Consider the following 23,745-nt stretch of genomic DNA (forward strand, 5'->3'; position numbering starts at 1 on the left):
GATGTTGGCATCCCATTTGCTATATACCTGTTTCACGTACACTTATTTTAATGCTTGATGGCGTACTGTGCTTAATTGGCACTCATCACATCGGCTCACAAGCTCTCCCATCAACAACTCAGTCATGGAATGTATTATGAAAAAAACCACGTTCAGTTTCGCTGCCGCAGCATTAATTCTAATCAGTTATTCGGCAACCAGTGCCGACGACACTCGTATTCGTCTTGCGACGACCACCAGTACTTACGATTCAGGCCTGCTCGATTACCTGTTGCCAAAATTTGAGCAAGATACGGGGTATAAAGTAGATGTGATTGCCACCGGGACTGGTAAGGCACTGAAAATGGGTGAAAATGGTGATGTCGATTTGGTGATGACCCATGCACCCGCAGCCGAAGCCAGCTTTGTGGCCGCAGGTTACGGCGTATTGCCACGCAAGCTGATGTACAACGATTTTGTCGTCGTTGGCCCTAAAGACGATCCAGCCAGCATCGCCGATCACAAGAGCATTGCACAAGTATTTGAAAATATTGCCAATAGCGGCGTAGTATTTATTTCACGCGGGGATGATTCCGGCACCCATAAAAAAGAGCTCACCATCTGGGCACAAAATAAAATAGAACCCAATTTCGGAGGCTACCGCTCTATCGGGCAAGGAATGGGACCTACGCTGAATATGGCCTCTGAAATGCAAGCTTATACCCTCACCGACCGTGGTACTTGGCTGGCTTATAACAATAAACTGGATCTCAAAGTGTTGTTTGAAGGGGATGAACAACTGTTTAACCCTTACCAAGTGATCATTGTTAATCCTGAGCGTTACCCGACCACACAATACCAAGCCGCGAAAGTGTTTAGCGACTGGTTGGTGGATCCTAAAGGCCAGCAGTTGATCAATCAGTTCACCGTCAATGGTCAAGCACTGTTTGTCGCTAATGCGGATAAGCAGTAAATCTCAATGAGTCTTTGGCAAACAACCCTTGATGCTTTGCATCTGTTGGTGAGTTTAGACCCTAAGCTATGGGAGATCGTGGCGGTCTCCTTTAGCGTTTCGCTCACCGCGATTGTATTGGTACTACTCCCCGCAGTACTGCTCTCTTTTATACTCGCCTACCGCGATTTTCGTGGTAAATGGGCCTTGCTTTCCTTGATCAATACCTTGCAAGCAGTGCCCACGGTCGTGATTGGCTTGTTGCTGTATATGCTGCTGTCGCGCGCCGGCCCGCTTGGCGATTGGAGAATGCTGTTTACTCAGCAAGCGATGGTGTTAGGCCAAGCGTTGATCTGTTTTCCGATCTTGGTCGCTATGATGCACGGCGCGTTGCAATCGACCGATCGCCGCGCACTTGAAACGGCAATCACGCTTGGCGCAACTCTACCAAGGCTGTTTGCAACCTTGATTTGCGAGGCGCGCTTTCCGATCATGGCGGCCACAATTGCTGGTTTTTCTCGAATTGTTACCGAGGTGGGCTGCTCGATGATGGTCGGTGGCAATATCATGGGCTTAACCCGCAATATTCCGACCGCCATCTCGCTGGAAAGTAACAAAGGTGCCTTTGCGCAAGGGGTAGCACTCGGTATCGTGCTATTGGCTCTCGCATTAGGGCTCAACGTATTACTCTCTTCTCTACGCGGCAAAGGTTACTTACGGACATAAGGAAATACCATGACGATAAAACTGACGGCCGAGCAGCTGGCCATGCGCTTTAAAGATCGCGTGCTATTTCACATTCCTAAGCTATCGATTGGTCCCAATGATGCGATTTACCTTAAAGGTGATAATGGAGTAGGAAAAACCACACTACTGAAAATTCTCGCAGGCCTATTATCACCAACCTGCGGTCAAATTCTGACGGGTAAACCATGGTGGCAGCGCTGGTATTTCACCTCAGCAACAAGCGACGTGGTTTATTTACATCAAACGCCCTACCTATTTGACGATAGTGTTTACCAAAATGTGGTGTATGGCATCCGCTTTAGCGGTTTATCAACCCATCAAAAACGCGCCCAAGTGATCACCGCCCTACGTATGGTTGGATTAGAAACCCTGGCCGACGAACATATTTCCGTGCTTTCTGGTGGTGAAAAGCAACGGGTGGCGATGGCACGAGCTTGGATCGTTAAACCTTCAATTTTATTGATGGATGAGCCCAGTGCATCATTGGATCAAGAATCTATCGCCAGATTGGTTATAATGGCGCAAGATTTATTAGCGCGTGGCGCGAGTTTAGTGATCACCAGTCACCAAACTAACGCTCTGACCGCTCTGTGTAACAAACAGTGGTGGATTAAAGATCGTCAACTGATTGAGTCACCTTTGCTGCAGATTGTGAAAGAAAACCATGATAACCACACAAGCACTTCCCACTCTTCAACCTTCAGACACTAGTTGGGTCATTCTCGCCGGCGGACAAGCCAGCCGCATGGGAGGACAAGATAAAGGGCTCATTTTGCTCAATGGCCAACCACTGATCCAGCATGTGCTCGACAAACTGGCCCCACAAACGCCGACTCTGCTGATCAACGCGAATCGCAACCAAAGCCAATACCAACAATTTGCTCCGGTGATTAGCGATGAATTTGCCGATTACCCAGGACCATTAGGCGGTATACATGCCGGCTTAACCCATGCTCCGACCGATTGGGTCGGTTTTGTGCCTTGTGATAGTCCATTAATTTGTGATGATTTGGTTGCCCGTTTCTGCCAAGCGGTACAGCCGGATAGTGAAATTTTAGTCGCTCATGATGGTGAACATCAGCAGCCGGTTTTTACTCTTTGGCACAAACGTGTGTTACCCAGACTCAGCGCCTTTTTAGCGCGTGGCGATCGCAAAATCATCTTACTTTATGATGAGTGCCATACCTGTTACGTCGATTTTAGCGATGCACCGAGCTGCTTTTTTAATTTGAATACGCCACAAGAGTTGGCACAATTTGGAGCGTTACACCCATGATTTGTTCTGCAAACCAGAATCCTCAACGCCCTAACCTGCCATTACTTGGCTTCGCTGCTTATTCTGGTACCGGAAAAACCACACTATTGGAAGCGTTGCTACCCAAATTGACTGCCGCCGGATTACGAATTGGCTTGCTCAAACATGCGCATCACGATTTTGATGTTGATAAGCCGGGTAAAGACAGTTATCGCTTGCGTAAAGCGGGCGCCTCACAAATGCTGATTGCTTCGCGCAATCGTCATGCTCTGATGAGCGAGACTCCGGATGCCGAAGCAGAATTTGATTATCTGTTGACACGATTTGATGCAACCAAGCTTGATGTGATTTTAGTGGAAGGCTGTAAAAACATCGCCTTTCCCAAAATAGAGCTGCACCGCACTGAAGTGGGTAAACCTTGGCTTTATCCTCATGATCAAAACATCATTGCGATTGCCGCTGATGAAATGGTCGAAACAGTTCTGCCACAAATGAATATTAATCATCTTGATGCGATCGCCGATTTCGTTCTTCACTATGTAGATCAGTGGCATGAACAGCAAACGCAGCTATCGATTGCTTCCGATGCCAAAAACCGTGTGGCGGCCTGTTGCGACAGCTTATCGCCTGCTTTTCTCTCTGTCGAACAAGCTCGCGAGCAGATCCTTGCGCTAATGTCGCCTGTCACAGAAACAGAATCGGTCGCGATTCAACAGTGCTATCAACGGGTTTTAGCCCGTCAAGTAGACTCGCCAATCAATGTGCCAGCCTATTGTAACTCGGCGATGGATGGTTATGCGTTACGTAGTGATGATCTTGAAAGAAACCGTTATCGTGTGGTCGCAGAAGTGCTGGCCGGCCGTCATTACCCGAAAACCGTTGCGCGCGGCGAAGCGGTGAAAATTATGACTGGCGCCCCCATGCCGCAAGGCGCAGATACGGTAGTGATGCGTGAACAAGCCACACAAAACGCTGAGATGGTGAGTTTTGCCGGTGCGAACATCCAAGCCGGACAAAACGTGCGCCAAGCGGGTGAAGATGTGGCACAAGGCCAAGCGGTGTTTCACTCTGGCCAACGTTTACTTTCTCCAGAAATGGGCATGCTCGCGTCACTGGGTTTTGCGCACGCAGAAGTTTTGCGCCCGGTTAAAGTGGCGATTTTCTCAACCGGTGATGAAGTGCAAGCTCCGGGCGTGGAGATTAAACCAAACTCTATTTTTGATGCCAACCGCTTTACCCTGACCGGGCTACTGCAATCACTCGGTTGCCAAGTGATCGATCTCGGCATCATTGAAGATGACGAAACCAAAATGATGCAATGGCTTGAGCAAGCTGCTGCACAAGCCGATGTGGTGATCACTTCTGGTGGCGTGTCGGTGGGCGATGCGGATTTCATCAAATCCGCACTGGAGAAACTGGGGCAAATTGATTTTTGGCGGATCAATATGCGCCCCGGCCGCCCACTGGCGTTTGGTCAACTGGCCGGCAAACCCTTCTTCGGTCTACCGGGCAACCCAGTTGCAGTGATGGTTTCTTTTATCAATTTTGTTGAACCAGCCCTGCGCAAAATGCAAGGTGAGCAAGGTTGGCAAGCGTTGAAAATCAATGCGATTGCGCTGGAAGATTTGCGCTCTCGCCAAGGCAGAACCGAGTTCAGTCGTGGCGTTTACGCTTTTAACACCCAAGGACAGATGACGGTACGAACCACGGGCAAACAAGGTTCTGGCATTTTACGCTCAATGAGTGAAGCAAACTGCTTGATTGAGATTGCTCCGGCGATTGATACGGTAAAGGCGGGTGAAAGCGTGACAATTATCCCACTTCAAGGCAGAATTTAGCCCGTTAATTTAGTGTTGAGAGAGAACCATGGCGCGTACCATCATCTACACCTACAAAAACCAAGAGAAAACCCTGACTTTCTCATACGAAAAGCATCACAACATTCATGAAGCGGTGGCTGAAGCGGAAGGCATTGATCTGAAAGAATTTCTGAAGATGGAGATGCAGCTAGAAGCGATTTCAGATACAAAATCGGTACGCAATTTCCGCGATAACCATTTTAAAAAATTGGGTTTTAGCTTAATCACTCTGCAACCGAAAGAAAACTTTGGCGTCGGCAAAAAACCAAAAGCGACTCGCTAAGCCAACAAGCTTTAGCGGTAACTTTAAAACATTCATTACCAAACGACTTGGAGCTGTAATTTCAAGTCGGAAGACTAAAAAGGGCTTGCACTGCAAGCCCTTAATTTATGGAGTCTATCTTCAATTTATTTAATGTTGAGGAAAGCAGCGCCACGCACACCGCCAGAGTCGCCATGTTTGGCTTTGACGATTTTCGGGCATTTTGCTACCGAAAGCAGATGCTTAGGTACACGCTTTGGCATTTCGTCATAAATCAGATCGTAGTTCGACAACCCCCCCCCTAACACAACGACGTGGGGATCATTGGCGGTAAAAATATTGCCAAAACATATCGCCAGCAGCTCCATAAAGCGCTCAACATGCTCAACGGCTTTGGCTTCACCCTCTTTCTGTGCTGTGATGATCTCAATCGCTTTTTTGTGTTCACCATAATAGTGTTCATACAACAGCTCAAAGCCACGACCAGAGAGATAATTATCCATGCACCCTTTGTTGCCACAGCCACAACTGAGTAACGGAGCGTTGTCGCCAAGATGGAACCAAGCATCGATCGGCAAACGCATATGGCCAATTTCACCAGCGACATGGTTACGTCCGGAAAATACTTTGCCTTGGTAGATCAAACCACCACCAAAACCAGTACCGAGGATCAACCCCATCACTGAGGGTGCATCCTTTAATTCATCATCCCACGCTTCAGAGAGCGCAAAACAGTTTGCATCATTCTCGATTTTGACCGTACGACCTAATTTTGCTTCGAGATCAGCGCGCAGCGGCTTACCTTTAGCGGCTGGCACGTTAACGGTCAGTACACAACCATCATCAGCATCTTCCATGCCTGGAATGCCTAATCCAACTGCGCCTTCGACACCAAATTGCTCATCATATTTGTGTACTAAACCAGCAATGGTATCCACCAATTTAGGGTAATCATCGGTTGGGGTTGCAACACGCTCAGTGGCGACTCGTTGTAACTGTGCGTTGAACGCACCAAATTCAATTTTGGTACCGCCAACATCAAAGCCGTAATACATGGCCTTCTCTCCTCAATTTCCTATCCCAGTCTTGGGGAAAAAATAAAAACACAAAAGTGAGGCGCATTATCCACCAGCTACCGCTTGCAGTCCGTGACAAAGCACGGATTTATCCAGCGAGCAGCACTGATTGCGCAACAAGTGACCAGTCACAATCAAGATTTAGCGATGATTTGTGGTTTGTTGATGAGCAATCCATGTCTGTAGTGCCGGCTTGGCATGATTGGGCTTATTGCGTGTTTTGCACATTAAGTAGGTTTCTTTGACCGCTTCAAACCACAGTTCTAACGTGGTGGCGGCGCTATGTTCCCCAAACATCGACAATACTAAACTGGCGACTTCTGCGGTGGCCAGATGTTGTTCATTGTCTGATTTGCGCATCATGTAACGCGACAAGCGTTCTGGCTCCACAGAAACCAGCGGCAATTGCGCCAAATACGGCGATTTGCGAAATATACGTTTCGCTTCACGCCAACTGCCATCAATCAACACTAACAGGGGTTGCTTACCAGCAAAATCGCTGGGGATTGGATTTAGCACGCGGCTTTTGTCTTGTTCCGTTTCGGCGGGGAAAATCAAAACTGGATAATATTGAGGATCCGCGATCAGAGCTAGCATCTGCGGATCGGGCTCAGTGCGGCTCCACTGATAAACATGGGTGGCTTTGATGGTATCGGCAATTAAACGCCCTGTATTACTTGGTTTAAACACTTCATTTTCCGATACGATCAACAGTACCGCTATTTGGCTATCAATCTCAGGCTGATGTGCGCACAAACAGTGGCTCACCTCTACCATGCAGTAAGCACAGCGTTTAATTTTGCCGCCACGAGCCAGAAATGGCTTAGTGGAACGCGCGAGGCGATATTGGTATAAGTGATGAAAGGCGTGGATTCTCATGGCGAGTGCAATTGACTGAAAAATGGCAGCGATTTTACTGAGCCACGCGGTTTTGTGCCAGTAAAGAATCGCGGTCTAATTGCGTCACACTAAACTAACGATGATCAGCGATTATTTTGTCACTGCGCTACTCACTACTCGACAGTGGCAAAATAAAGGCCGTAACTAAAGTGATCAGTTCAATTGATATTTATGCAGCATCGCTTGCTGATGACCGGCAATATCGGCCACTTGCTCAGCACTTTCTAACATCGCATCCAATTGGAATTTGGTTTGCTGCCCCTGATCAGAGATCTGAGTGACCGCTTGATTCACATCAGCAGTAGCACGCTGTTGCTCTTCGGTCGCAGCGGAAATCTGTGCGACTCGCGTACGAATATGCGCCACTGCACGTTCAATCTGGACAAAAGTGGTTTTCACCTCTTCACTCGATTGTAATGCAGAGATCATCTCATGGCGCGACTCGTCCACCGCTTGACGAGAACGGTTCGCGGAGCTAACTAGTTCATTCATCATATCGCGGATATTGGTGGTCTGTTTGCTGGTATCACTGGCCAGTTTACGCACTTCATCGGCTACCACCGCAAAGCCACGGCCTTGTTCTCCTGCGCGGGCGGCTTCAATTGCGGCGTTCAACGCCAGCAGATTGGTGCTATCAGCAATGCCACTGATCATATCGACCATTTCACGGATACGGGTAACGCGCTGATTAAGCTCAGACATCGCCGCATCATTGACATTTAAGGTATTTTCCAGCGCTTGTAAGCGTTGTTGGTTTTGTTCAACCACGGTTACCCCTTGCGCAGAATACTCTGCCGCTTGGCTAGAATCGCTGCGGCAATCATTACTGACCCCGGCGATTTCACGAATCGAGGCTTCCAACTGATTAATGGTGGCCGCCATCGCCAGCAAAGCTTGATTTTGCGCAGCCAAGCTGTGATTAGATTGCTCTGCCGAGCCATGACTCAATTCTGCAGTTTGATAAAGCGTTTCACAGTTACGGGTCACTAAAGCCAACGATTCATGAGTTGAGGCAATCACTTGGTTTAACTGCTGCGCTACATCTTGAAAATCTTTGGGCCCGACCAGCGCAAGTGAGTGATTGAGTTGATGCTGAGTCAATCGTTCAAGATGGCATCGGATATTGAACAGCGCACGGCCAATCCAGCGCCGCAGAGCAAACCACACCATCAAGATCGCCACGACTAAAAGCACCCCACCGGCTTGCACTATGTTTGTCACTGTAGCGATGGTCGCGCTGACCTCTTGTTTATCTTGCACAATCTGCTGCTGAGCCATAATCGACCATTGATTAAGTTGCGTGATCAATTGCTGTGCTGCAATAGAGGCATGAGCAAAATCGGTATTTTGTTGTTGGGCATCTTGCAGTTTATTGATGATTTGTTCGATAACAGCTTGGGCTTTAAAACCCTCTAACACCATAGCATAAGGGGCGGTTAAACTAGCGTACTCACTGATTTCTGGATACCACTCTTGGAAATCATCAAAGGCCAATGCTAAGCCCGCTTGGCGATTTCTCAGCTCTTGACGATATTGCTGTGCAACTTGTCTATCTTGTTCAATCAACAACAATAAAAATGCACTCTCCATCGCACTGGCACTGGCGGTAAAACGGTTGGCAGCATCCATCGCTTCTGGATTTTCTAACGCTAAAAAGGAGGCGATACGACTCATTTCTGGCCCAATCGAACTCAAGCCATAACGAAATTGCTGTGCTTGCTGATCGATCTGAACCGATTTGCTCAATTGGATTTGCTGTAACGAGAGGATGGATTGTGCTAACTGCTGAAAACGAGCAATCACATTTTGCAATGATGAGATCGATTCTTGCTGTGCGCTACCCTGCTGCTGAACATTTTGCAGTAAAAGCTCGATTTGATCACGGGCTTGCACATCCAGCCTTTGCCATTCAGCCAATACTTGGTTAAGTTCGGCTTCGCTTTGACTGCGCGTGCCATAACCAAGGTATTGCACTTGCTCCAGCAAATTTTGGGTTAACGCGGCATTATTGAGCGCAAAGGGTAACGCTTGCTCAGACAGTTGGCTAAATTGCGCGCCAACCCGCTGGATACCGCGCAAACTGGTGACAGATAATGCGATCATCAGTATGGTAATGCACAGCAACACTGCGCCAAGGGTTTGCGTTAAGGAAAGATTTTTTGTCAAAGCCATGTATGTGCGTCTTAAATTTGAGAGTCGACGTCATGGTAGGCAGTATCGATTGCAGTTTTATTTCATTTTTTTGTCAAAAAGGTGACTTATGTTGACGTTTAAGCCAACGTTTTCCCTATTTATTATGCTGATCTTAGCGGGGTGTAGTGCGACTCCACCGAAAGAGGCAGAGTTAACACCATCCACTTCAGTCGCCAATCAACCCGCAGCGAGCCATTTTTCGAATGTATTTAGTGAGTGGCAAGGTGTGCCTTACCGATTGGGTGGCAATAATAAACGCGGCGTGGATTGTTCAGCTTTTGTACAACAAGCTTACCGTGATGCATGGCAACTAAGTTTACCTAGAACCACGGTATCTCAAGCGCAAACCGGAACTCGGATTGCCCATCATCAAGCTCAGTATGGTGATTTGGTCTTTTTCAAAACCTCTCGCACTAATATTCATGTTGGAATTTATCTAGGCAATCAGCAGTTTATGCATGCATCGACCTCAAAAGGCGTCATTATCTCGCGCATCGATAATCAATATTGGGCGGCTAAGTTATGGCATTTCAGGCGAGTTGAAAACCCGCCATTGATGCAAAATTAAACCAGTGAGATGAGGAATTGGCCGCCAGCTAGTCGTATTTAGCTACCGCGGAATCAAATAAGTTTTTTACTAACGCGATATATTCATCTAAAAAAACAATCTGTTCATTAGTGGCAGGACGCAACCAAACACCAGCTAACACTTCACTTAAATCGTCGACTACTGCATCCGCTTCTTTTAATAATTGGAAGCGGACACTGGAATGCAGCTCTGGGTTTTGTTCAAAAATAGCCATAATGTTACTGGCCACCATATCGGTGATGACATCTTCAACACTTTCACTACCAGTATCCCCTTCTTGAGTAAATACATTGATATTAAATGAAAGATGTTCAATCAAGGCTAGGTAGCCATCGGTTTCTACAACCACATTTGTTCTCCATTTTACGGCTGCTGTTCGCCAGTTGATTTATGCTTGGTTTTATCATACTAAGCCATCGAATGTCATCTGCACAGAAGTAAACGTGAGTGATGAGATTCATAATCAAACTCGGCTGAAACCGATCAATTATCAGCCAGAATCATCTTGCTTAGAGATTTGTCATTTGATTATTGACATTTATGTACTGCACCCAATACCAATCTGACTGGGAACCTGATAGTACGAAAGTGAACATGATGATTTTATGCGTTAAATCACAGTTAGCGGTTTCTGTTGCTGCAATTTTTACTCAAGAGAGATTTATATATCAGGATAACCTTTTATATTATCTCGCTTGACCTACACTAACCAATAAGTAGAGTCAATAACCGAGGGCTTGAATTATGTGGCCAGCCATTATTCAACAACTATCTGAACAGATGGGCAAATCTTTTCACATCGTAGAAAAAGAGAAAGTGCATGGTGGTGATATTAACCAATGTTTTATGGTGAGCGATGGTATTGATCGTTATTTTGTGAAAGTGAACCAGCGTCAATTATTAAGTAAATTTGAAGCTGAAGTCGTGAGTTTGCGCATCATGCGTGAAACAAATACCGTGCAAGTACCTGATTACCTTCTGCATGGTATCAGTAAAAACCACGCTTATTTGGTCCTCAACTATTTACCGATAAAACCACTGGATGATGCGAAAAAAAGCTATCAATTGGGGGTTGAACTGGCTCATTTACACCGTTGGGGTGAACAAAAAGAGTTTGGTTTCGATATTGATAACTATATTGGTACCACGGTGCAGCCCAATCCATGGCACAAAAAATGGCCGCTGTTTTTTGCCGAACAACGGATTGGTTGGCAGCTACAATTGCTGCAAGAAAAAGGGATTGTACTGATCAATATTGATGAGTTTGTAGAACTGATCAAACAGCGTTTAGCCAATCATTCACCACGCCCATCGCTATTGCATGGCGATCTGTGGTTTGGCAATGTTGCCCATTCGGTCAATGGACCTTTATGTTTTGATCCCGCCTGTTATTGGGGCGATCGAGAGTGTGATATTGCGCTGGCCGAATATTTTGGTGGTTTCCAGCCGGAGTTTTTTCAAGGCTATGAAAGTATCTGGCCACTGGATTGGGGCTATGAAGAGCGCAAAGATATTTATAACCTCTATCATCTGCTCAACCATTACAACCAGTTTGGTGGTCACTATTTAGCTGAGGCTCAAAAATTAATTGATAAGATTTTAACTTCATAAATCAATCTAGGTTATTACTCGATAAGCCGATTTTTTGATCGTTAACATGCAGACAGCTCTTAGAGCGCCATAACTTGGCGCTCTTTTTATTACGGTTCTTTCCGCACATCAACGAAATAGTGCCACGCACCCGCTCCCTTACACTCCTCACTTATCACTTATCACTTAACGATTAATCAGTTATCTCAGTTTTTAATGGAGCTTAGTATCACATTTCATTATCATGCGCCGATTATCATACGTTAAGTCTACCGACTGTAGCGTTTAGCCTCTTTTGGCTTTTCCCCTTTGGAGAACTCTGTGCATCGCTACCAACAAGAAGCCTCAAATTTAATTAAACTTGCCACACCGGTGCTGATTGCATCAGTTGCTCAAACTGGAATGGGCTTTGTCGATACTGTCATGGCAGGCGGTGTCAGTGCGCTGGATATGGCAGCGGTTTCAATTGCTGCGAGTATTTGGCTCCCCTCAATTCTGTTTGGCGTTGGACTCCTGCTGGCATTAGTCCCGGTGGTAGCACAACTGAATGGTGCTGGGCGTCAACACAAGATCCCATTTGAAGTACAGCAAGGTTTAGCCCTCGCACTACTGATTTCGATCCCGATCATCGGTGTATTATTTCAAACGCAAGTGATCATTCAATTTATGAATGTGGAACCAGCGATGGCAAGCAAAACCGTGGGTTATATGCATGCGGTCATGTTTGCGGTGCCAGCCTATTTACTATTTCAAGCGCTGCGCAGTTTTACCGATGGTATGTCACTGACCAAGCCCGCCATGGTGATTGGATTTATTGGCTTGCTGCTCAATATTCCGCTGAACTGGATTTTTGTGTACGGCAAATTTGGTGCGCCATCATTAGGTGGGGTTGGCTGTGGGGTTGCTACTGCGATTGTGTACTGGATCATGCTGTTTTTGCTGCTGTTTTATATCATGACTTCTCAACGGCTGGCGCAGGTAAAAGTCTTTGCCAGTTGGCATAAGCCACAACCCAAAGAGCTGATCCGACTATTTCGCTTAGGCTTTCCGGTCGCGGCGGCACTGTTTTTTGAGGTGACCTTATTTGCGGTGGTGGCACTGATGGTGGCTCCGTTAGGTTCAACTGTCGTGGCGGCGCACCAAGTGGCACTCAACTTCTCTTCTTTGGTCTTTATGTTCCCGATGAGTATTGGCGCAGCGGTTTCAATCCGTGTTGGGCACAAATTGGGTGAGCAAGATAGCCAAGGTGCGGCGATTGCCGCCAATGTAGGTCTGCTGACTGGCTTAGCCACTGCATGTATCACCGCGTTACTCACGGTGCTATTTCGAGAGCAGATTGCTTTGCTGTATACCGAAAACCAAGTGGTGATCACTTTAGCCATGCAACTATTATTACTCGCTGCGATTTATCAATGTATGGATGCGGTACAAGTGGTTGCGGCTGGAGCACTACGCGGTTACAAAGATATGACGGCCATTTTCTATCGCACTTTTATCGCTTACTGGGTACTGGGCTTACCTATGGGTTATATTTTGGGCATGACCGATTGGCTAACTGAACAACCATTAGGGGCTAAAGGGTTTTGGCTCGGCTTTATCATTGGCCTTTCTGCCTCAGCCTTGATGTTAGGCCAACGGCTGCGTTGGATCCAAAAACAAACGATCAATACCCCACTCGCAGTCGGCCACTAGTTCAGCAAACTTTCATCAGGCCAGCACTCACCAGTTGGCCTGATAGAGTTCAAATTCTGTCATCTCTTGCCTAACTGGGCTAGGCCGCGAAAGCAGATTTAATGGTTTTCTCTGATCCGGACAAAGCGCGCAAATCTTGGCTTGCCCTCACTCGTTACCCCGTTATAACGATAAGTCACTAAACTACCCATTTCCGGTGGCGCAGCACGCTCCTGATCACTAAATCCGCTGCCGATATAAAACTCGATTCCATCGACGCCCCGCACCAAAATCGAGCCCATTTGACCATGATATTTACCCGTGCCTAAGCGATAACCGATCACGGTAGCTTCCGCATCTTGGTATTTTTTCAGTTTGAGCAAAGTATGACTACGTCCAACGTGATAGCGAGTATCAATTTTACGCAGCATCACGCCCTCCCCCGACTGCTCAAGAATCTCATCCAGATAAGCGGTGAGATCATGCTCTGATTGGATGGGCGTCTGCGTCACATATTGAATGTAGGGCTGATTAACATCGCGGACTAATGCCACCAAATGATCGTAGCGCTGCCGATAATCGCCGGCGGTTTGTGGCAAATCAAACAGCATAAACTGAATGCGTCGCCAAGCAGCTTCCGCTGGTTGCTTATCTAAAACGGTTTGTTGTACCAATGAAAAATTGCCACGGCCCGCCCACAATTCACCTTCCAATGCATAAGGGGGGAGTGATTGGGTAAACCATTGAGGAGCCGAGATCGGTTTGCCGCTACGGGTTATCAACTGCTGGCCGGTCCAAATCGCACGAATACCATCGAGTTTTTCACTCTTCCAGTAATCTTCAAGATTGATGCCGGGTTGATAATGTTTAGCAAAGGTGAGCGGGATAGCGGAGTGCGGCTCATCGTTAGCTGCAGTGTGCTGCGCCAGCAAGATTGCCGCAGCAATGAGTGTCAGTCGAATTAGCATGGTCATCTCCTTGATGAGTAAGCTAATTCATTCTGATCAGCCGAGGAGATGGGTAACAGTTCGATCCGCTCATGCTGCGAAGCAGTTCATTAAATCCCGCTATTGAGTCGCTGGCATGTTACATCTCAGCTTGCTCAAACCAGCAATTCTATACACCACCTGCCATCAATTAAAAGGTTGCAACTATCGTTTTAAACATTTGATCTAGATTGCGCTTGCCGCAAGTGAGAGAGATATTTAATCCATTGTTTCGCACTGTCGGAAGCTTGCAGAGTGTCGGCGCGCTTAGCTTGCAGTAATGCAGCCTCTAACTGATTCAACTTATACAAAGCGCGGGTTTTTGCCAACGCCACTTGTGCTTGTTGATCAGGCTCCTTGACCAGCTCAAGCTCTGTTAATGCTTGCTGATAATGCCCTTCTTGCAATAACAACTGAGCGACTTGCCAATGATATTTCGCCTCTTGTTTGGCCGCTAAGCGCCAAGTGGCGATCGCTTTATCCCACTCTTTCGCTCTCTGCCAATAGATGGCGCGTTCAGTGATTAGTTGCTGATTACTGGCGGCATCCTCTAAGCTGTCTAACACTTGCGCGGCACGTTCCGGCACTCCATGCTGAGCGTAGAGTTGGGCCAGTAAACGCAAATCTTGCTGGGTCAGTTCTACTTGCTGTAGTTTCGCCAACGCGAGTGTGCTCAATGCATGTTTAGGCTGGCCGACACGTAATTCCAAACTGACTAATTGACGCCACCACTCGCTTTTTTGCGGTTCGAGCACCAATAATCGCTTTAAACTGCGGATTGCAGGCTGCCAGCGTTCTAAATTGAGTTCGGCACCCAATTGCAGCGAAAGCGGCAACACGGCATCTTGCGGTGCATACTGGGCAGAGTGTCCTACGGCTTTGAGCACCGCGGGCCACTCTTGCAACTGGAAATGTAACTGCGCAACTCGCAGCCAAAGATCTGCGCCATTTTGCTCACTTGGAATCGCTGCGGCCAGTTGATAATAATGTTGAAGCGCTGGACGATATTGCTGCTGGCTAGTTAACAAATCCGCCAGCATTTTACGCGTGGTCCACGCTTGCTGATCTTGCAACTCATCACTTTCAACCGCCAACTTGAGTGAGCTGATCGCGGCTGGGATCTGATCATTTTGCCAATAAAACACTCCCAACATCCGCGCTACATAGGCCCGATCATAACTACGGCTGATTTCAGTTTGCTTAAGAACTTGGATCGCATCATTGATCTTATTCTGCTGTGCCAACTGATTGGCTTGCATGACTCGATTGGCCGTGTAGGGACTTAATTCAGCGGCATAACTGGCGACTGAGAAGCAAGACAGCAATAAATAACTTAAAATTCGTCGTTTCATTGGTTTAGTTTAAACTCCAGTCGAACCGTCTGGCCTAATTGGCTAACCGCTTTACCATCAACCATTTTCGGTTGATATTTCCAGTTACGCAGTGCCATCATCGCTTCGCGCTCAAAATAGCGTTGTGGGTTAGCTTCCACCACTTCGATATCTCGCGTTTTACCGAGTTCATCAATACTAAAACGCAAAATCACATAACCTTCCACTCGACGTTGTAACGCTCTGGCTGGATAGTTTGGTTCGACCCGATGCAACGGCATCACTTGCTGATTAACCGAGAACTCACCAAATTGTGGTGCGTTGACCGCCACGCCTTGGATAGCGGTACTAAGGTTTAAATTGACCTGTGGATTGAGCGATGAGATCGCTAACGCGGTCGTTTGTTGCGCTTTCGCAGGTGCTTGGGTGGGAATTTCTGGCACTGGCGGCGGAGGTGGGACACTGCGCTGTCTGCGCTGTACATCTTGCTCTTGCTCAACCATCACCATCGCAAAGCTCAGTGCCGCCGTCGGCTTGGCAATACTTTTTCCACCGTGATCAACCATCCAAGCCATCAAACTAAACAGAGCCAGCGTGACAGCAAGGGCGAGCGGGCTCGCCAGCAGTAAGCGTCCCATTAAGATGGCTCCGCCGCTAACGCAATACTTTTCACCCCTGCACCTTTGGCGGCATCCATCACTTTAACCACGGTGCCGTTAAACGCATGCTCATCAGCTTGGATAACTAAAGAGGCTTCCGGTTGATCAAGCAGTAAATGCTCTAACGTAGCTTGCACTCGTTCAACATCCACTTGACGTTTATCAATGTAGATATCGTTGGCAGCAGTAATCGCCACAAAAATCCCCGCTTGTTTTTGGCTAACCGCGTGGGCGGCGGTTGGGCGATTGACTTCCACTCCAGATTCACGCACAAAGGAGCTGGTAACAATAAAGAAAATTAACATGATAAAGACGATGTCGAGCATCGAAGTCAGATCGATCTGTGCTTCATCTTGCTTTGACGTTCTACGCCCGAGTCTCATGATTGGCTCCTTAACGCTTGTTCTAATTTCATTTCTAATCGACGACAGGTTTTACTTAAACGAGCGTGTACAAACAGTCCGGCTAATGCCGCGACCATACCGGCCATAGTCGGTAGAGTCGCTAGCGAAATTCCCGAAGCCATTAATTTCGGATCGCTACTGCCCTGAGTGGCCATCACATCAAACACCGAGATCATTCCCGTTACCGTACCTAGCAACCCCAACATCGGGCAGATGGCCACCAACACCTTAACCAAATTAAGGTTTTGATTTAAAGCGTTATGAGCCTCACCCAACCACTGTTGACGAATCGAATGGGCAAACCAACTGTGTTGATCCGCGCGCTGTTGCCATAACCCAACCCAGTGTTGACGCTGTTTTGGAAAGGTCAGGCTCAAAAACAGCAGCCGCTCAATCACCAACAACCAACACAGCAACACCACCGCCGCTAACCACCAAAGTACGGCCCCGCCTTGTGCCATAAATTCGGCCAACGGCTGCCAGTAATCCAACAGCCAAGAGAATGCTGAATTCATCACGCCCCCTTATGCGGCCGATCCAACTTGAACTGGCGATGAAGTCACACAATCGCGTTCAGCTTGTTGTGCAACTAGACCAATACCTTGTTTTTCCAAAATATTACGAATCGCCTCAGCTTGAGCACTGAGAATATTGTGGGCCAGCAACAGCGGAATAGCCGCAATCAGACCTTCAACCGTGGTGACCAGAGCCATCGAAATCCCGCCCGCCATCACTTTCGGATCGCCATTACCAAATTGAGTGATCACTTGGAAGGTTTCAATCATGCCTGTTACTGTACCAAGCAGACCCAACATTGGCGCTAAAGCCGCCAACAGTTTGAGCATTGATAAACCGGTTTCCAGGTGATTTTGTTCATCAACAACCGCTTCTAATAGGCGTAGTTCAAGCGCTTCGACACTGCGTTGCTGCTCTTTGTTGTAAACCGCTAAGATGCGACCGAGTGGGTTATTACCTGGCTCAGCAGGATTTTTTAGCTGTGCGGTGATTTTGTGGCGCAAAGTAAGCAGTACCATGCCACGATACAGGGCAATTATCAGTCCCACGCCGAGCAAGACTAAGATTACATTACCAATGACCCCGCCAGCTTGCAGACGCTGACTTAGTGTCGGCGTAAGAGCTAATTGTTCTAACAGTAAACCGCGTGTGGGGTCAACATTCATAGTGACAACGTCACCATCAGCCAAGGATTGAATACGCGGCAAGCTCGGAAAATGGCTTGGCAGTTGTTGATAACTGACCGCTTGTTGGCGCGCATTGTCCCACTTGACATAACCTTGATCGGTGATCAGTCCAAATGAGCCTAAACGCAGTGCCGCGACAGATTGTGCTTGCCCTTGCCCAGAGAGCCAATTCAACTGAGTTGGCTGAACTTGGCCACTGGCTTGGATTTCCGTGCTGAGCGCTTGCCATAAACTGCGCAGTTGGGTCATTGAAGGCAAGGTTTTCGCCGCCACCACTTCCTCGATGGTTTGCTGTTCGGCACGAGTGTGAACCCCAGTCACCGATTGAGCTAACTCGCTTTGTAGCTGCTTGGCATTTTGGCGCACGACACCAAACATTTCCCCTAAGCTGCCTGTTTCAAGACGCAACGTTTCTTCCAGTCGCGCCAAGCTATTTTCGTTAGTACTAAACTGAGCCGCTAATGCATCGGCCTCTTTTTGTAAGCGACTGCGCTGTGCATTCAATTCTGCTTTAGCAGCTTGTAACTGCTGCTCGGTTTGGGTAAAGCCCGCTTCGCGCTGCTGATTATGTTGCTGCTGCTGAGTTTTGCTCTGTGTGGCTTTCTGCACTAGGTTATCATTGGCGATAGCCGAGCTGATCCCCAGCATCAATGGCAAACTCAGGGCCAGCGCCAGTCTCGTGTGTTTCAACATCATTATTTTGTCTCCGCCACAGTCAAAGAGACCGGTAAATTCAATAAGGTAGGTGCAATTTGCTGTTGTGCCAGTTGGTAGGCGGCGGTCAAATCGCGCTTGTGCGCCTCTGACAATGACTGCCACTGCTGCGCTTTGGCATTCCAGTTCCAAAACTGTTCACCATCTAAACTGCGTGCCAACAGCACTAAACGGCCTAAATACAGCACATCAACTTGTACTTGTTGCCCTGACGGTAAGGTAATGGGTGCAGAATAGGTACCGAGCTTGTTACCGTAATCCAGCTCGATTTGGTACGCCTCTAGAATGCGGCGGTATTTTTCCGCATCACTCACATCGGCACGCGGCATCAGCGCTCGTAACGTTTCAATCCGTTGTTGACGAGCGGCGAGACGGATCGGTTTATCTTGTGCAACCCAATCTTCAAGTCCCTCAATCATGTCATACATCAAAGGAACTATGCCTTGGCGGGTACGCTTAATCTCTTCGGTCTGCAGTGCCAGGCTGGTCATCTCTTGTTGCTGATTAGCCACCAGAGATTGCAAATGATCGCGATACACCTGCAAATTTTTTACTTCTTCGTTTAACTGCTCAATTTCTGCGCGCAGCACTAGGCTCTTTTCCGCACTGCGGTCAATTTTTTGCTGACTGTGCGCCGCAGCTTGATGGGTACTAGTTTGGATCGCTTGCGCCTGATCGAGCGAAGCCGCGTGCACAGGCAAGCATGCCGAGGTACAAGCGATTAAGAGACATCTTTTCATGAGTTGAGCTTAGCCGTTTAAGGAATAGTCGTAATTCTATTGAGAAGCGCTCTCATTATCAACCAAACTTGATGCATTGTTGCGGTTTATTGACAAATTAACGCTACCATCCACTCCAGTGAACTGTGCGGGTTAGTTGCAGACAAAAGCCAATTAGAGCGCTATGCTCCGGTGGTCAGTGGTGAACTGCCGGAAATGGTTCGGCTGTTTATTGATCAAATAACGCCTATTTTTCAGCAGTTGGCAGTGTTGCACCACGTCGAACTTATTGAATCGTGATTTGAGCGTGATCCTCACTAAGGAAGCATAATGCCTTCTATCATCGTCGGCCACCGTGGAGTGGCCGGTAGCTATCCAGAAAATACCCGCGTCAGTGTACAAGCTGCAATCAACCTTGGCTTATCTTGGGTTGAAGTGGATGTGCAACCGACCAAAGATAATATACTTGTGGTGTGCCACGACCATACGCTTGACCGTTGTAGCAATGGCAAAGGTCGCGTTGATGAGTACACACTTGCTGAGTTACAGCAGTTTGATTTCGGTGCTTGGTTTGATCCCGGTTTTTCAGCAGAACCTATTATGATGCTGGAAGAGCTGCTTGAGCTGGCGGCTGAGCATGATTTAGGGCTAAATATTGAAGTCAAAGTCGATAGGCATGATGTGGCCAGCGTGGTGCAAAACCTGAAAGCCCAACTTGACCAAAGCCCACTGGTTGCCGACAAAATCTTACTGTCGAGCTTTAGTCACGAGATTATTTTGCAGCTACATCAGCACTGTCCGGGCTATAGATTAGGGATATTGAGCGAGCGGTTAACGCAGCGCGATCGGCAGGTACTCAAGCAGGTAAATGCGTTTAGCTGTAACCTTAACTACCGATGGATCACCGAAAAGCATATTCGGGATCTGAAAAATGGCGGTTACCAGATCTGGTGTTACACCCTCAATCAAGTGGATAAATTTCGTTATTTGGACAAAGTGGATGCGATTTTTTCTGACTTTCCAGAGCGCTTTATCAACTAGTTTTCCCGCTGAATGAATTTCAGCAAAACGCCCATACAAATGGGCGTTTTTCATGGTTTCACTTCGGTAACTCAACCTTTTTACTCAAAAAAAGCCTTATCCACCTTAATCACCACTTTACGTACCGGCTCACCCTCGCCTTCTACCGCTATCAATGGGCGATGCGGTTGACCGGGATAAAACACAATGAAATCCCCGGCCATCAAATCGACAAATCGCTCTTCGGCCAACTGTTCACTGAATGCCAGATCGCGGCTAGCTAATTGATCATCATCCAACCCATTAAATGGAGCCAGACTGTAACCAAAACGTTCGCGACCTTGCAGCACAATTTGTACATCCAAATAACGGGCATGGCATTCACTGCGACGCTGTGCCAATGGCTGAGTGTGATCTTCCATCACCAGAAAAAAGGCGGTATCACCTTGTAGCTCATACTTACCTGTCGCGAGCGGAGTCGCTACGCGCTGTATCACTTCGCTGATCAACGTTTGCAATTTGGGTGATAGTGCAGCGCAAAATTGGCGCTGAGAGATCTGACCAATAAACATCATGTTTTCCTTATACTGAATACGATTCGAAGTTATTGATACTGCGCGCCAGCGGCAGCAACAAAGGCCATCTCAACCCTATAGGCCGGATCCGCCAATTCTGCTTTAACACAGGCACGGCTTGGCGCGCAGCCGACCGGGAACCAAGCATCCCATATTTGGTTAAGCCGTGGCAATTCAGCAAAATCGGTGACATAAATCGTGACCGAGAGAATGCGTGTGCGATCACTGTCAATTTTGGCCAATTGGCGCTCTGCCTGCGCCAAAATCTGCTCGACTTGGCCTTGCATGTCTGCCGAACTGTCACTGTCCGCCACTTCGACAAAGTGAGCAATACCATTAAAGACAGTAATATCAGACCAACGTGGGCCAGGATTAATGCGGTGTATGGTCATCAGTAATAATATTCCGTTGTTTTGGTTGATATTTTATCTAAACTTAACCCGTTTACACACTGAGTGCTAATGTCGATTCACGGGAGATCAATTGCCCCTGATAGAGTCGATGCTGCGCGGGTTGTTGCTTCTTATTGGCAATTTCAATCGCCAGAGCCATCGCCTGTTCGGTTAAATCAACGATGGGCAAACTGACACTCGATAAACTTGGGATCGCGAAAGCGGCGGCAGGTTCGTTATCAATCCCGATGATACTCATCTGAGTGGGAACCGCGATATTGTGCTCATACATAGCACGTAGCGCACCAAGCGCCATATCATCGTTACAGGCAAACACCGCGCTGATCGTCAGCTTACGCTGTAACAATTGCTGCATCGCCTGATAACCCCCAAGCAAAGTGTTATCCCCTTCTACACTCCATGCTGAATTGAGGGTTATCTGATGTTCCGCCAATGTTTGTTGATAGATTTGATGGCGAATTTTGCCCGTTTCACTGTTCAATGGCGAACTAATACAGGCAATATGACGATGGCCTAAGCGTAATAAATGCTGCATCGCTAATTGAGCAATTTGTGCTTGATCAAGCGCAAAACTGTGCAGTTGAGGATGCGTTAAATGACGATTAAGAATAACTAATGCCGGAGAGTGCTGTTGCAATTCTAGCAACTGCGCCTCACTTAAGTGACGACTGTAGAGCAAAATCGCATCGCAGCGCTGGGCAGCTAATGTTGCCACCGCTTCTGCCTCACCTTGCGCACTGTTTTTGCTGTTTACCACCAGTAATTTTTTGGCTGCTTGCTGCGCACCATGCTCTGCTGCATATAAAATCGAACCAAAATAACTGCTTTCAAACTGTGGTAACACTAAACCAATCGAGTGGCTGATATTGGTGGCAAGCGCTTGAGCTAAACTATTTGGTTGATAATCAAGCTGCTGAATGGCACTTAATACCGCTTGACGTGTTTGTGCTTTCACTTGCCCGGTATCATTAAGTACTCGCGATACCGTCGCTTTAGATACCCCCGCCAATTTACACACATCATTTATGGTTGCCATCACAATCCTTAATCATTAACGGCGACCCTAAGGTCGCCGACACTGTTTAGTTAAAGCTTTTCACCGTTACTAGCAATCACTTGTTGATACCAATAAAAGCTCTTTTTCTTAGCGCGAGCCATCGTGCCACTGCCATCGTCATGTTTATCCACATAGATAAAGCCGTAACGTTTTTTATATTCACCGGTGGTGAAAGAGACACAATCGATACAGCCCCAAGGAGTGTACCCCATCACCTCAACCCCATCATAATCTATCGCTTGTTTGAGCGCAGTAATGTGTGCAGATAAGTAGTCAATCCGGTAATCATCGTTGATCGAACCATCCGCTTCCAGCTCATCTACTGCACCAAGGCCATTTTCTACCACAAAAATCGGCTTTTGATAACGCTCGTATAACTCGGAAAGCGCATAACGCAGGCCTTGAGGGTCAATCTGCCAGCCCCAATCCGAAGCAGGAAGGTACGGATTTAAGCGGCTAGCACCAAACATTGAGGTATTTTCACTCTGTTGCACTGGCTCGGCAGACACAATGTTGCTCATGTAATAGCTGATCGCTAAATAGTCGGCACAACCTTGGCGCAGGATCTGTTCATCGCCCGCTTGCATCGCAACCTCAATCCCTTTGCGTTGCCACTCTTTGCGTAGATAGCTGGGGTAAGCACCACGCACTTGCACATCACTAAACAGGTATTTCTCACGCATCAATTCTTGAGTTAACAGTACATCTTCAGGGTGTGACGTCGCCGGATAAAGCGGCATCATATGGATCATACTGCCAATCTTAAACTCCGGATTAATCTCATGCCCCAATTTTACCACTAACGCACTAGCAACAAATTGATGATGCAGTACTTGATACAACGCCTGCTCTGGATGAGCTTGCTCGGCATACAGCATCCCTGAATTGCAATAGCCAAAGATTGGCAATGCCCAGTTCCGCTGGTTATTGATTTCATTGAAGGTGATCCAGTATTTCACTTTGTGCTGATAACGCTGCATCACTACTTGGGCAAATTTTACAAACTGATCAACCAACTCACGATTGAGCCAACTGCCATACTGCTTGACCAGATGTAATGGCATCTCAAAATGTGACAGCGTAATGACAGGTTCAATCTGGTACTTCAGCAGTTCATCAAACAAATCATCGTAAAATTGTAGGCCGGCTTCATTCGGCTCAGCCTCATCGCCATTCGGGAAAATTCGCGTCCACGCAATTGAGGTACGGAAACATTTGAAACCCATTTCTGCAAACAGGGCAATATCTTGTTTATAGTGATGATAAAAATCGACGGCTTGATGATTAGGATATAACTCATCATTCATAATTCCATCGGTGATACGACGTGGAACTTGATGTGCGCCACACGTCAAGACATCGACAATACTGACGCCTTTGCCACCTTGATCCCATCCGCCTTCAACCTGATGCGCCGCCACCGCACCACCCCACAAAAAATCCTTATTAAATATAGATTTAATCATGAAAACCTCTTTCTTATAGCATCAGACATCGATCGTTAATCGGTTCAAATTATCAGCACTATATCGCAAAAAAACACAAAATGTAACCGGTTTCTGTAACCGGTTTCTGTAATAAATGATAGAAAT

General features: G+C 47.3%; 25 protein-coding genes and 1 pseudogene. 11 read left to right on the plus strand and 15 right to left on the minus strand.

Features of this window, described 5'->3' with window-relative positions; genetic code table 11:
• The first annotated feature begins 136 nt into the window (after nucleotides 1-136).
• The 6 genes from OOK74_RS06010 to OOK74_RS06035 are packed head-to-tail and all read left to right on the plus strand — an operon-like array spanning nucleotide 137 to nucleotide 5,075.
• Nucleotides 137-952, plus strand: coding sequence for an ABC transporter substrate-binding protein (locus tag OOK74_RS06010; protein ID WP_274721841.1), 816 nt, complete (start codon nucleotides 137-139; stop codon nucleotides 950-952).
• Between the two features lie 6 nt (nucleotides 953-958).
• The gene (locus OOK74_RS06015; protein WP_274721840.1) at nucleotides 959-1,657 is read left to right on the plus strand and encodes an ABC transporter permease; all 699 of its coding nucleotides are present in this window, start codon (nucleotides 959-961) and stop codon (nucleotides 1,655-1,657) included.
• Between the two features lie 9 nt (nucleotides 1,658-1,666).
• Complete coding sequence (locus OOK74_RS06020; protein ID WP_274721839.1) at nucleotides 1,667-2,389, plus strand: energy-coupling factor ABC transporter ATP-binding protein; 723 nt, start codon at nucleotides 1,667-1,669, stop codon at nucleotides 2,387-2,389.
• Nucleotides 2,343-2,954, plus strand: a complete 612-nt coding sequence (gene mobA / locus OOK74_RS06025; protein ID WP_274721838.1) for a molybdenum cofactor guanylyltransferase MobA — start codon at nucleotides 2,343-2,345, stop codon at nucleotides 2,952-2,954. Before OOK74_RS06020 ends, mobA begins: the two co-directional genes overlap by 47 nt.
• On the plus strand, nucleotides 2,951-4,771 hold the full coding sequence (locus OOK74_RS06030; RefSeq protein ID WP_274721837.1) for a bifunctional molybdopterin-guanine dinucleotide biosynthesis adaptor protein MobB/molybdopterin molybdotransferase MoeA: 1,821 nt from the start codon (nucleotides 2,951-2,953) through the stop codon (nucleotides 4,769-4,771). Before mobA ends, OOK74_RS06030 begins: the two co-directional genes overlap by 4 nt.
• 28 nt (nucleotides 4,772-4,799) lie before the next feature.
• Nucleotides 4,800-5,075, plus strand: a complete 276-nt coding sequence (locus OOK74_RS06035; RefSeq protein WP_274721836.1) for a DUF2960 domain-containing protein — start codon at nucleotides 4,800-4,802, stop codon at nucleotides 5,073-5,075.
• Between the two features lie 125 nt (nucleotides 5,076-5,200).
• On the opposite strand, the gene nagK is transcribed toward OOK74_RS06035, so the two are convergent.
• From nagK to OOK74_RS06050, 3 genes are all read right to left on the minus strand, one after another.
• Nucleotides 5,201-6,109 carry an N-acetylglucosamine kinase gene (gene nagK, locus OOK74_RS06040; RefSeq protein WP_274721835.1) on the minus strand — a complete coding sequence of 303 codons (909 nt, stop codon included), beginning with the start codon at nucleotides 6,107-6,109 and terminating at the stop codon, nucleotides 5,201-5,203.
• A 162-nt stretch (nucleotides 6,110-6,271) separates the two neighbouring features.
• Complete coding sequence (locus OOK74_RS06045) at nucleotides 6,272-7,009, minus strand: tRNA-uridine aminocarboxypropyltransferase (protein WP_274721834.1); 738 nt, start codon at nucleotides 7,007-7,009, stop codon at nucleotides 6,272-6,274.
• 174 nt (nucleotides 7,010-7,183) lie between these two features.
• Nucleotides 7,184-9,202: a methyl-accepting chemotaxis protein gene (locus OOK74_RS06050; RefSeq protein ID WP_274721833.1), complete on the minus strand. Its 2,019-nt coding sequence runs from the start codon at nucleotides 9,200-9,202 to the stop codon at nucleotides 7,184-7,186.
• A gap of 88 nt (nucleotides 9,203-9,290) precedes the next feature.
• On the opposite strand from OOK74_RS06050, the gene OOK74_RS06055 reads away from it, so the two are divergent.
• The gene (locus tag OOK74_RS06055; protein WP_274721832.1) at nucleotides 9,291-9,791 is read left to right on the plus strand and encodes a C40 family peptidase; all 501 of its coding nucleotides are present in this window, start codon (nucleotides 9,291-9,293) and stop codon (nucleotides 9,789-9,791) included.
• Nucleotides 9,792-9,819: 28 nt separating this feature from the next.
• Here OOK74_RS06055 and OOK74_RS06060 read toward each other — a convergent pair whose 3' ends face one another.
• Nucleotides 9,820-10,161, minus strand: coding sequence for a DUF3802 family protein (locus OOK74_RS06060; protein WP_166014944.1), 342 nt, complete (start codon nucleotides 10,159-10,161; stop codon nucleotides 9,820-9,822).
• A 395-nt stretch (nucleotides 10,162-10,556) separates the two neighbouring features.
• On the opposite strand from OOK74_RS06060, the gene OOK74_RS06065 reads away from it, so the two are divergent.
• Together OOK74_RS06065 and OOK74_RS06070 are read left to right on the plus strand one after the other, a co-directional pair.
• The gene (locus OOK74_RS06065) at nucleotides 10,557-11,423 is read left to right on the plus strand and encodes a fructosamine kinase family protein (protein ID WP_277205936.1); all 867 of its coding nucleotides are present in this window, start codon (nucleotides 10,557-10,559) and stop codon (nucleotides 11,421-11,423) included.
• A 300-nt stretch (nucleotides 11,424-11,723) separates the two neighbouring features.
• Nucleotides 11,724-13,094 (plus strand): MATE family efflux transporter, encoded by a 1,371-nt coding sequence (locus OOK74_RS06070; protein ID WP_274721545.1) that lies wholly within the window; start codon nucleotides 11,724-11,726, stop codon nucleotides 13,092-13,094.
• Between the two features lie 98 nt (nucleotides 13,095-13,192).
• Here the strand turns inward: OOK74_RS06070 and OOK74_RS06075 are convergent, their stop codons facing one another.
• The 7 genes from OOK74_RS06075 to OOK74_RS06105 form a co-directional block, all read right to left on the minus strand.
• Nucleotides 13,193-14,041, minus strand: a complete 849-nt coding sequence (locus tag OOK74_RS06075; protein WP_274721544.1) for a DNA ligase — start codon at nucleotides 14,039-14,041, stop codon at nucleotides 13,193-13,195.
• Between the two features lie 191 nt (nucleotides 14,042-14,232).
• Nucleotides 14,233-15,411, minus strand: a complete 1,179-nt coding sequence (locus OOK74_RS06080; protein ID WP_274721543.1) for a tetratricopeptide repeat protein — start codon at nucleotides 15,409-15,411, stop codon at nucleotides 14,233-14,235.
• Entirely contained in the window at nucleotides 15,408-16,028 is a 621-nt protein-coding gene (locus OOK74_RS06085; protein WP_278182435.1) for an energy transducer TonB, read from the minus strand. The genes OOK74_RS06080 and OOK74_RS06085 overlap by 4 nt, the downstream gene beginning before the upstream one ends.
• Nucleotides 16,028-16,432 carry an ExbD/TolR family protein gene (locus OOK74_RS06090; RefSeq protein WP_274721541.1) on the minus strand — a complete coding sequence of 135 codons (405 nt, stop codon included), beginning with the start codon at nucleotides 16,430-16,432 and terminating at the stop codon, nucleotides 16,028-16,030. The genes OOK74_RS06085 and OOK74_RS06090 overlap by 1 nt, the downstream gene beginning before the upstream one ends.
• A complete protein-coding gene (locus OOK74_RS06095) occupies nucleotides 16,429-16,968 on the minus strand; it encodes a MotA/TolQ/ExbB proton channel family protein (protein WP_274721540.1) in 540 nt (179 codons plus the stop codon). The genes OOK74_RS06090 and OOK74_RS06095 overlap by 4 nt, the downstream gene beginning before the upstream one ends.
• Nucleotides 16,969-16,977: 9 nt before the next feature.
• The gene (locus tag OOK74_RS06100) at nucleotides 16,978-18,351 is read right to left on the minus strand and encodes a MotA/TolQ/ExbB proton channel family protein (RefSeq protein ID WP_278182436.1); all 1,374 of its coding nucleotides are present in this window, start codon (nucleotides 18,349-18,351) and stop codon (nucleotides 16,978-16,980) included.
• Nucleotides 18,351-19,109 (minus strand): DUF3450 domain-containing protein, encoded by a 759-nt coding sequence (locus OOK74_RS06105; protein WP_274721538.1) that lies wholly within the window; start codon nucleotides 19,107-19,109, stop codon nucleotides 18,351-18,353. The genes OOK74_RS06100 and OOK74_RS06105 overlap by 1 nt, the downstream gene beginning before the upstream one ends.
• A 102-nt stretch (nucleotides 19,110-19,211) precedes the next feature.
• On the opposite strand from OOK74_RS06105, the pseudogene OOK74_RS06110 reads away from it, so the two are divergent.
• Nucleotides 19,212-19,388, plus strand: a pseudogene (locus OOK74_RS06110) (DeoR/GlpR family DNA-binding transcription regulator); the annotation flags it as partial.
• Nucleotides 19,389-19,418: 30 nt separating this feature from the next.
• Nucleotides 19,419-20,129, plus strand: coding sequence for a glycerophosphoryl diester phosphodiesterase (locus OOK74_RS06115; RefSeq protein ID WP_278182437.1), 711 nt, complete (start codon nucleotides 19,419-19,421; stop codon nucleotides 20,127-20,129).
• 80 nt (nucleotides 20,130-20,209) lie between these two features.
• Here the strand turns inward: OOK74_RS06115 and OOK74_RS06120 are convergent, their stop codons facing one another.
• From OOK74_RS06120 to OOK74_RS06135, 4 genes are read right to left on the minus strand one after another with little or no spacing between them, the layout of a single operon-like run.
• On the minus strand, nucleotides 20,210-20,680 hold the full coding sequence (locus tag OOK74_RS06120) for a NanQ anomerase/TabA/YiaL family protein (protein ID WP_274721561.1): 471 nt from the start codon (nucleotides 20,678-20,680) through the stop codon (nucleotides 20,210-20,212).
• 32 nt (nucleotides 20,681-20,712) lie between these two features.
• The gene (locus OOK74_RS06125) at nucleotides 20,713-21,075 is read right to left on the minus strand and encodes a RidA family protein (protein ID WP_274721536.1); all 363 of its coding nucleotides are present in this window, start codon (nucleotides 21,073-21,075) and stop codon (nucleotides 20,713-20,715) included.
• 52 nt (nucleotides 21,076-21,127) lie between these two features.
• Entirely contained in the window at nucleotides 21,128-22,132 is a 1,005-nt protein-coding gene (locus tag OOK74_RS06130; RefSeq protein WP_274721535.1) for a LacI family DNA-binding transcriptional regulator, read from the minus strand.
• 50 nt (nucleotides 22,133-22,182) lie between these two features.
• The gene (locus OOK74_RS06135) at nucleotides 22,183-23,619 is read right to left on the minus strand and encodes a 6-phospho-beta-glucosidase (RefSeq protein WP_274721534.1); all 1,437 of its coding nucleotides are present in this window, start codon (nucleotides 23,617-23,619) and stop codon (nucleotides 22,183-22,185) included.
• Nucleotides 23,620-23,745: the final 126 nt, after the last annotated feature.

The sequence above is a fragment of the Vibrio misgurnus genome, assembly GCF_029635775.1.
GTDB classification, from domain to species: Bacteria; Pseudomonadota; Gammaproteobacteria; order Enterobacterales; family Vibrionaceae; genus Vibrio; species Vibrio chanodichtyis.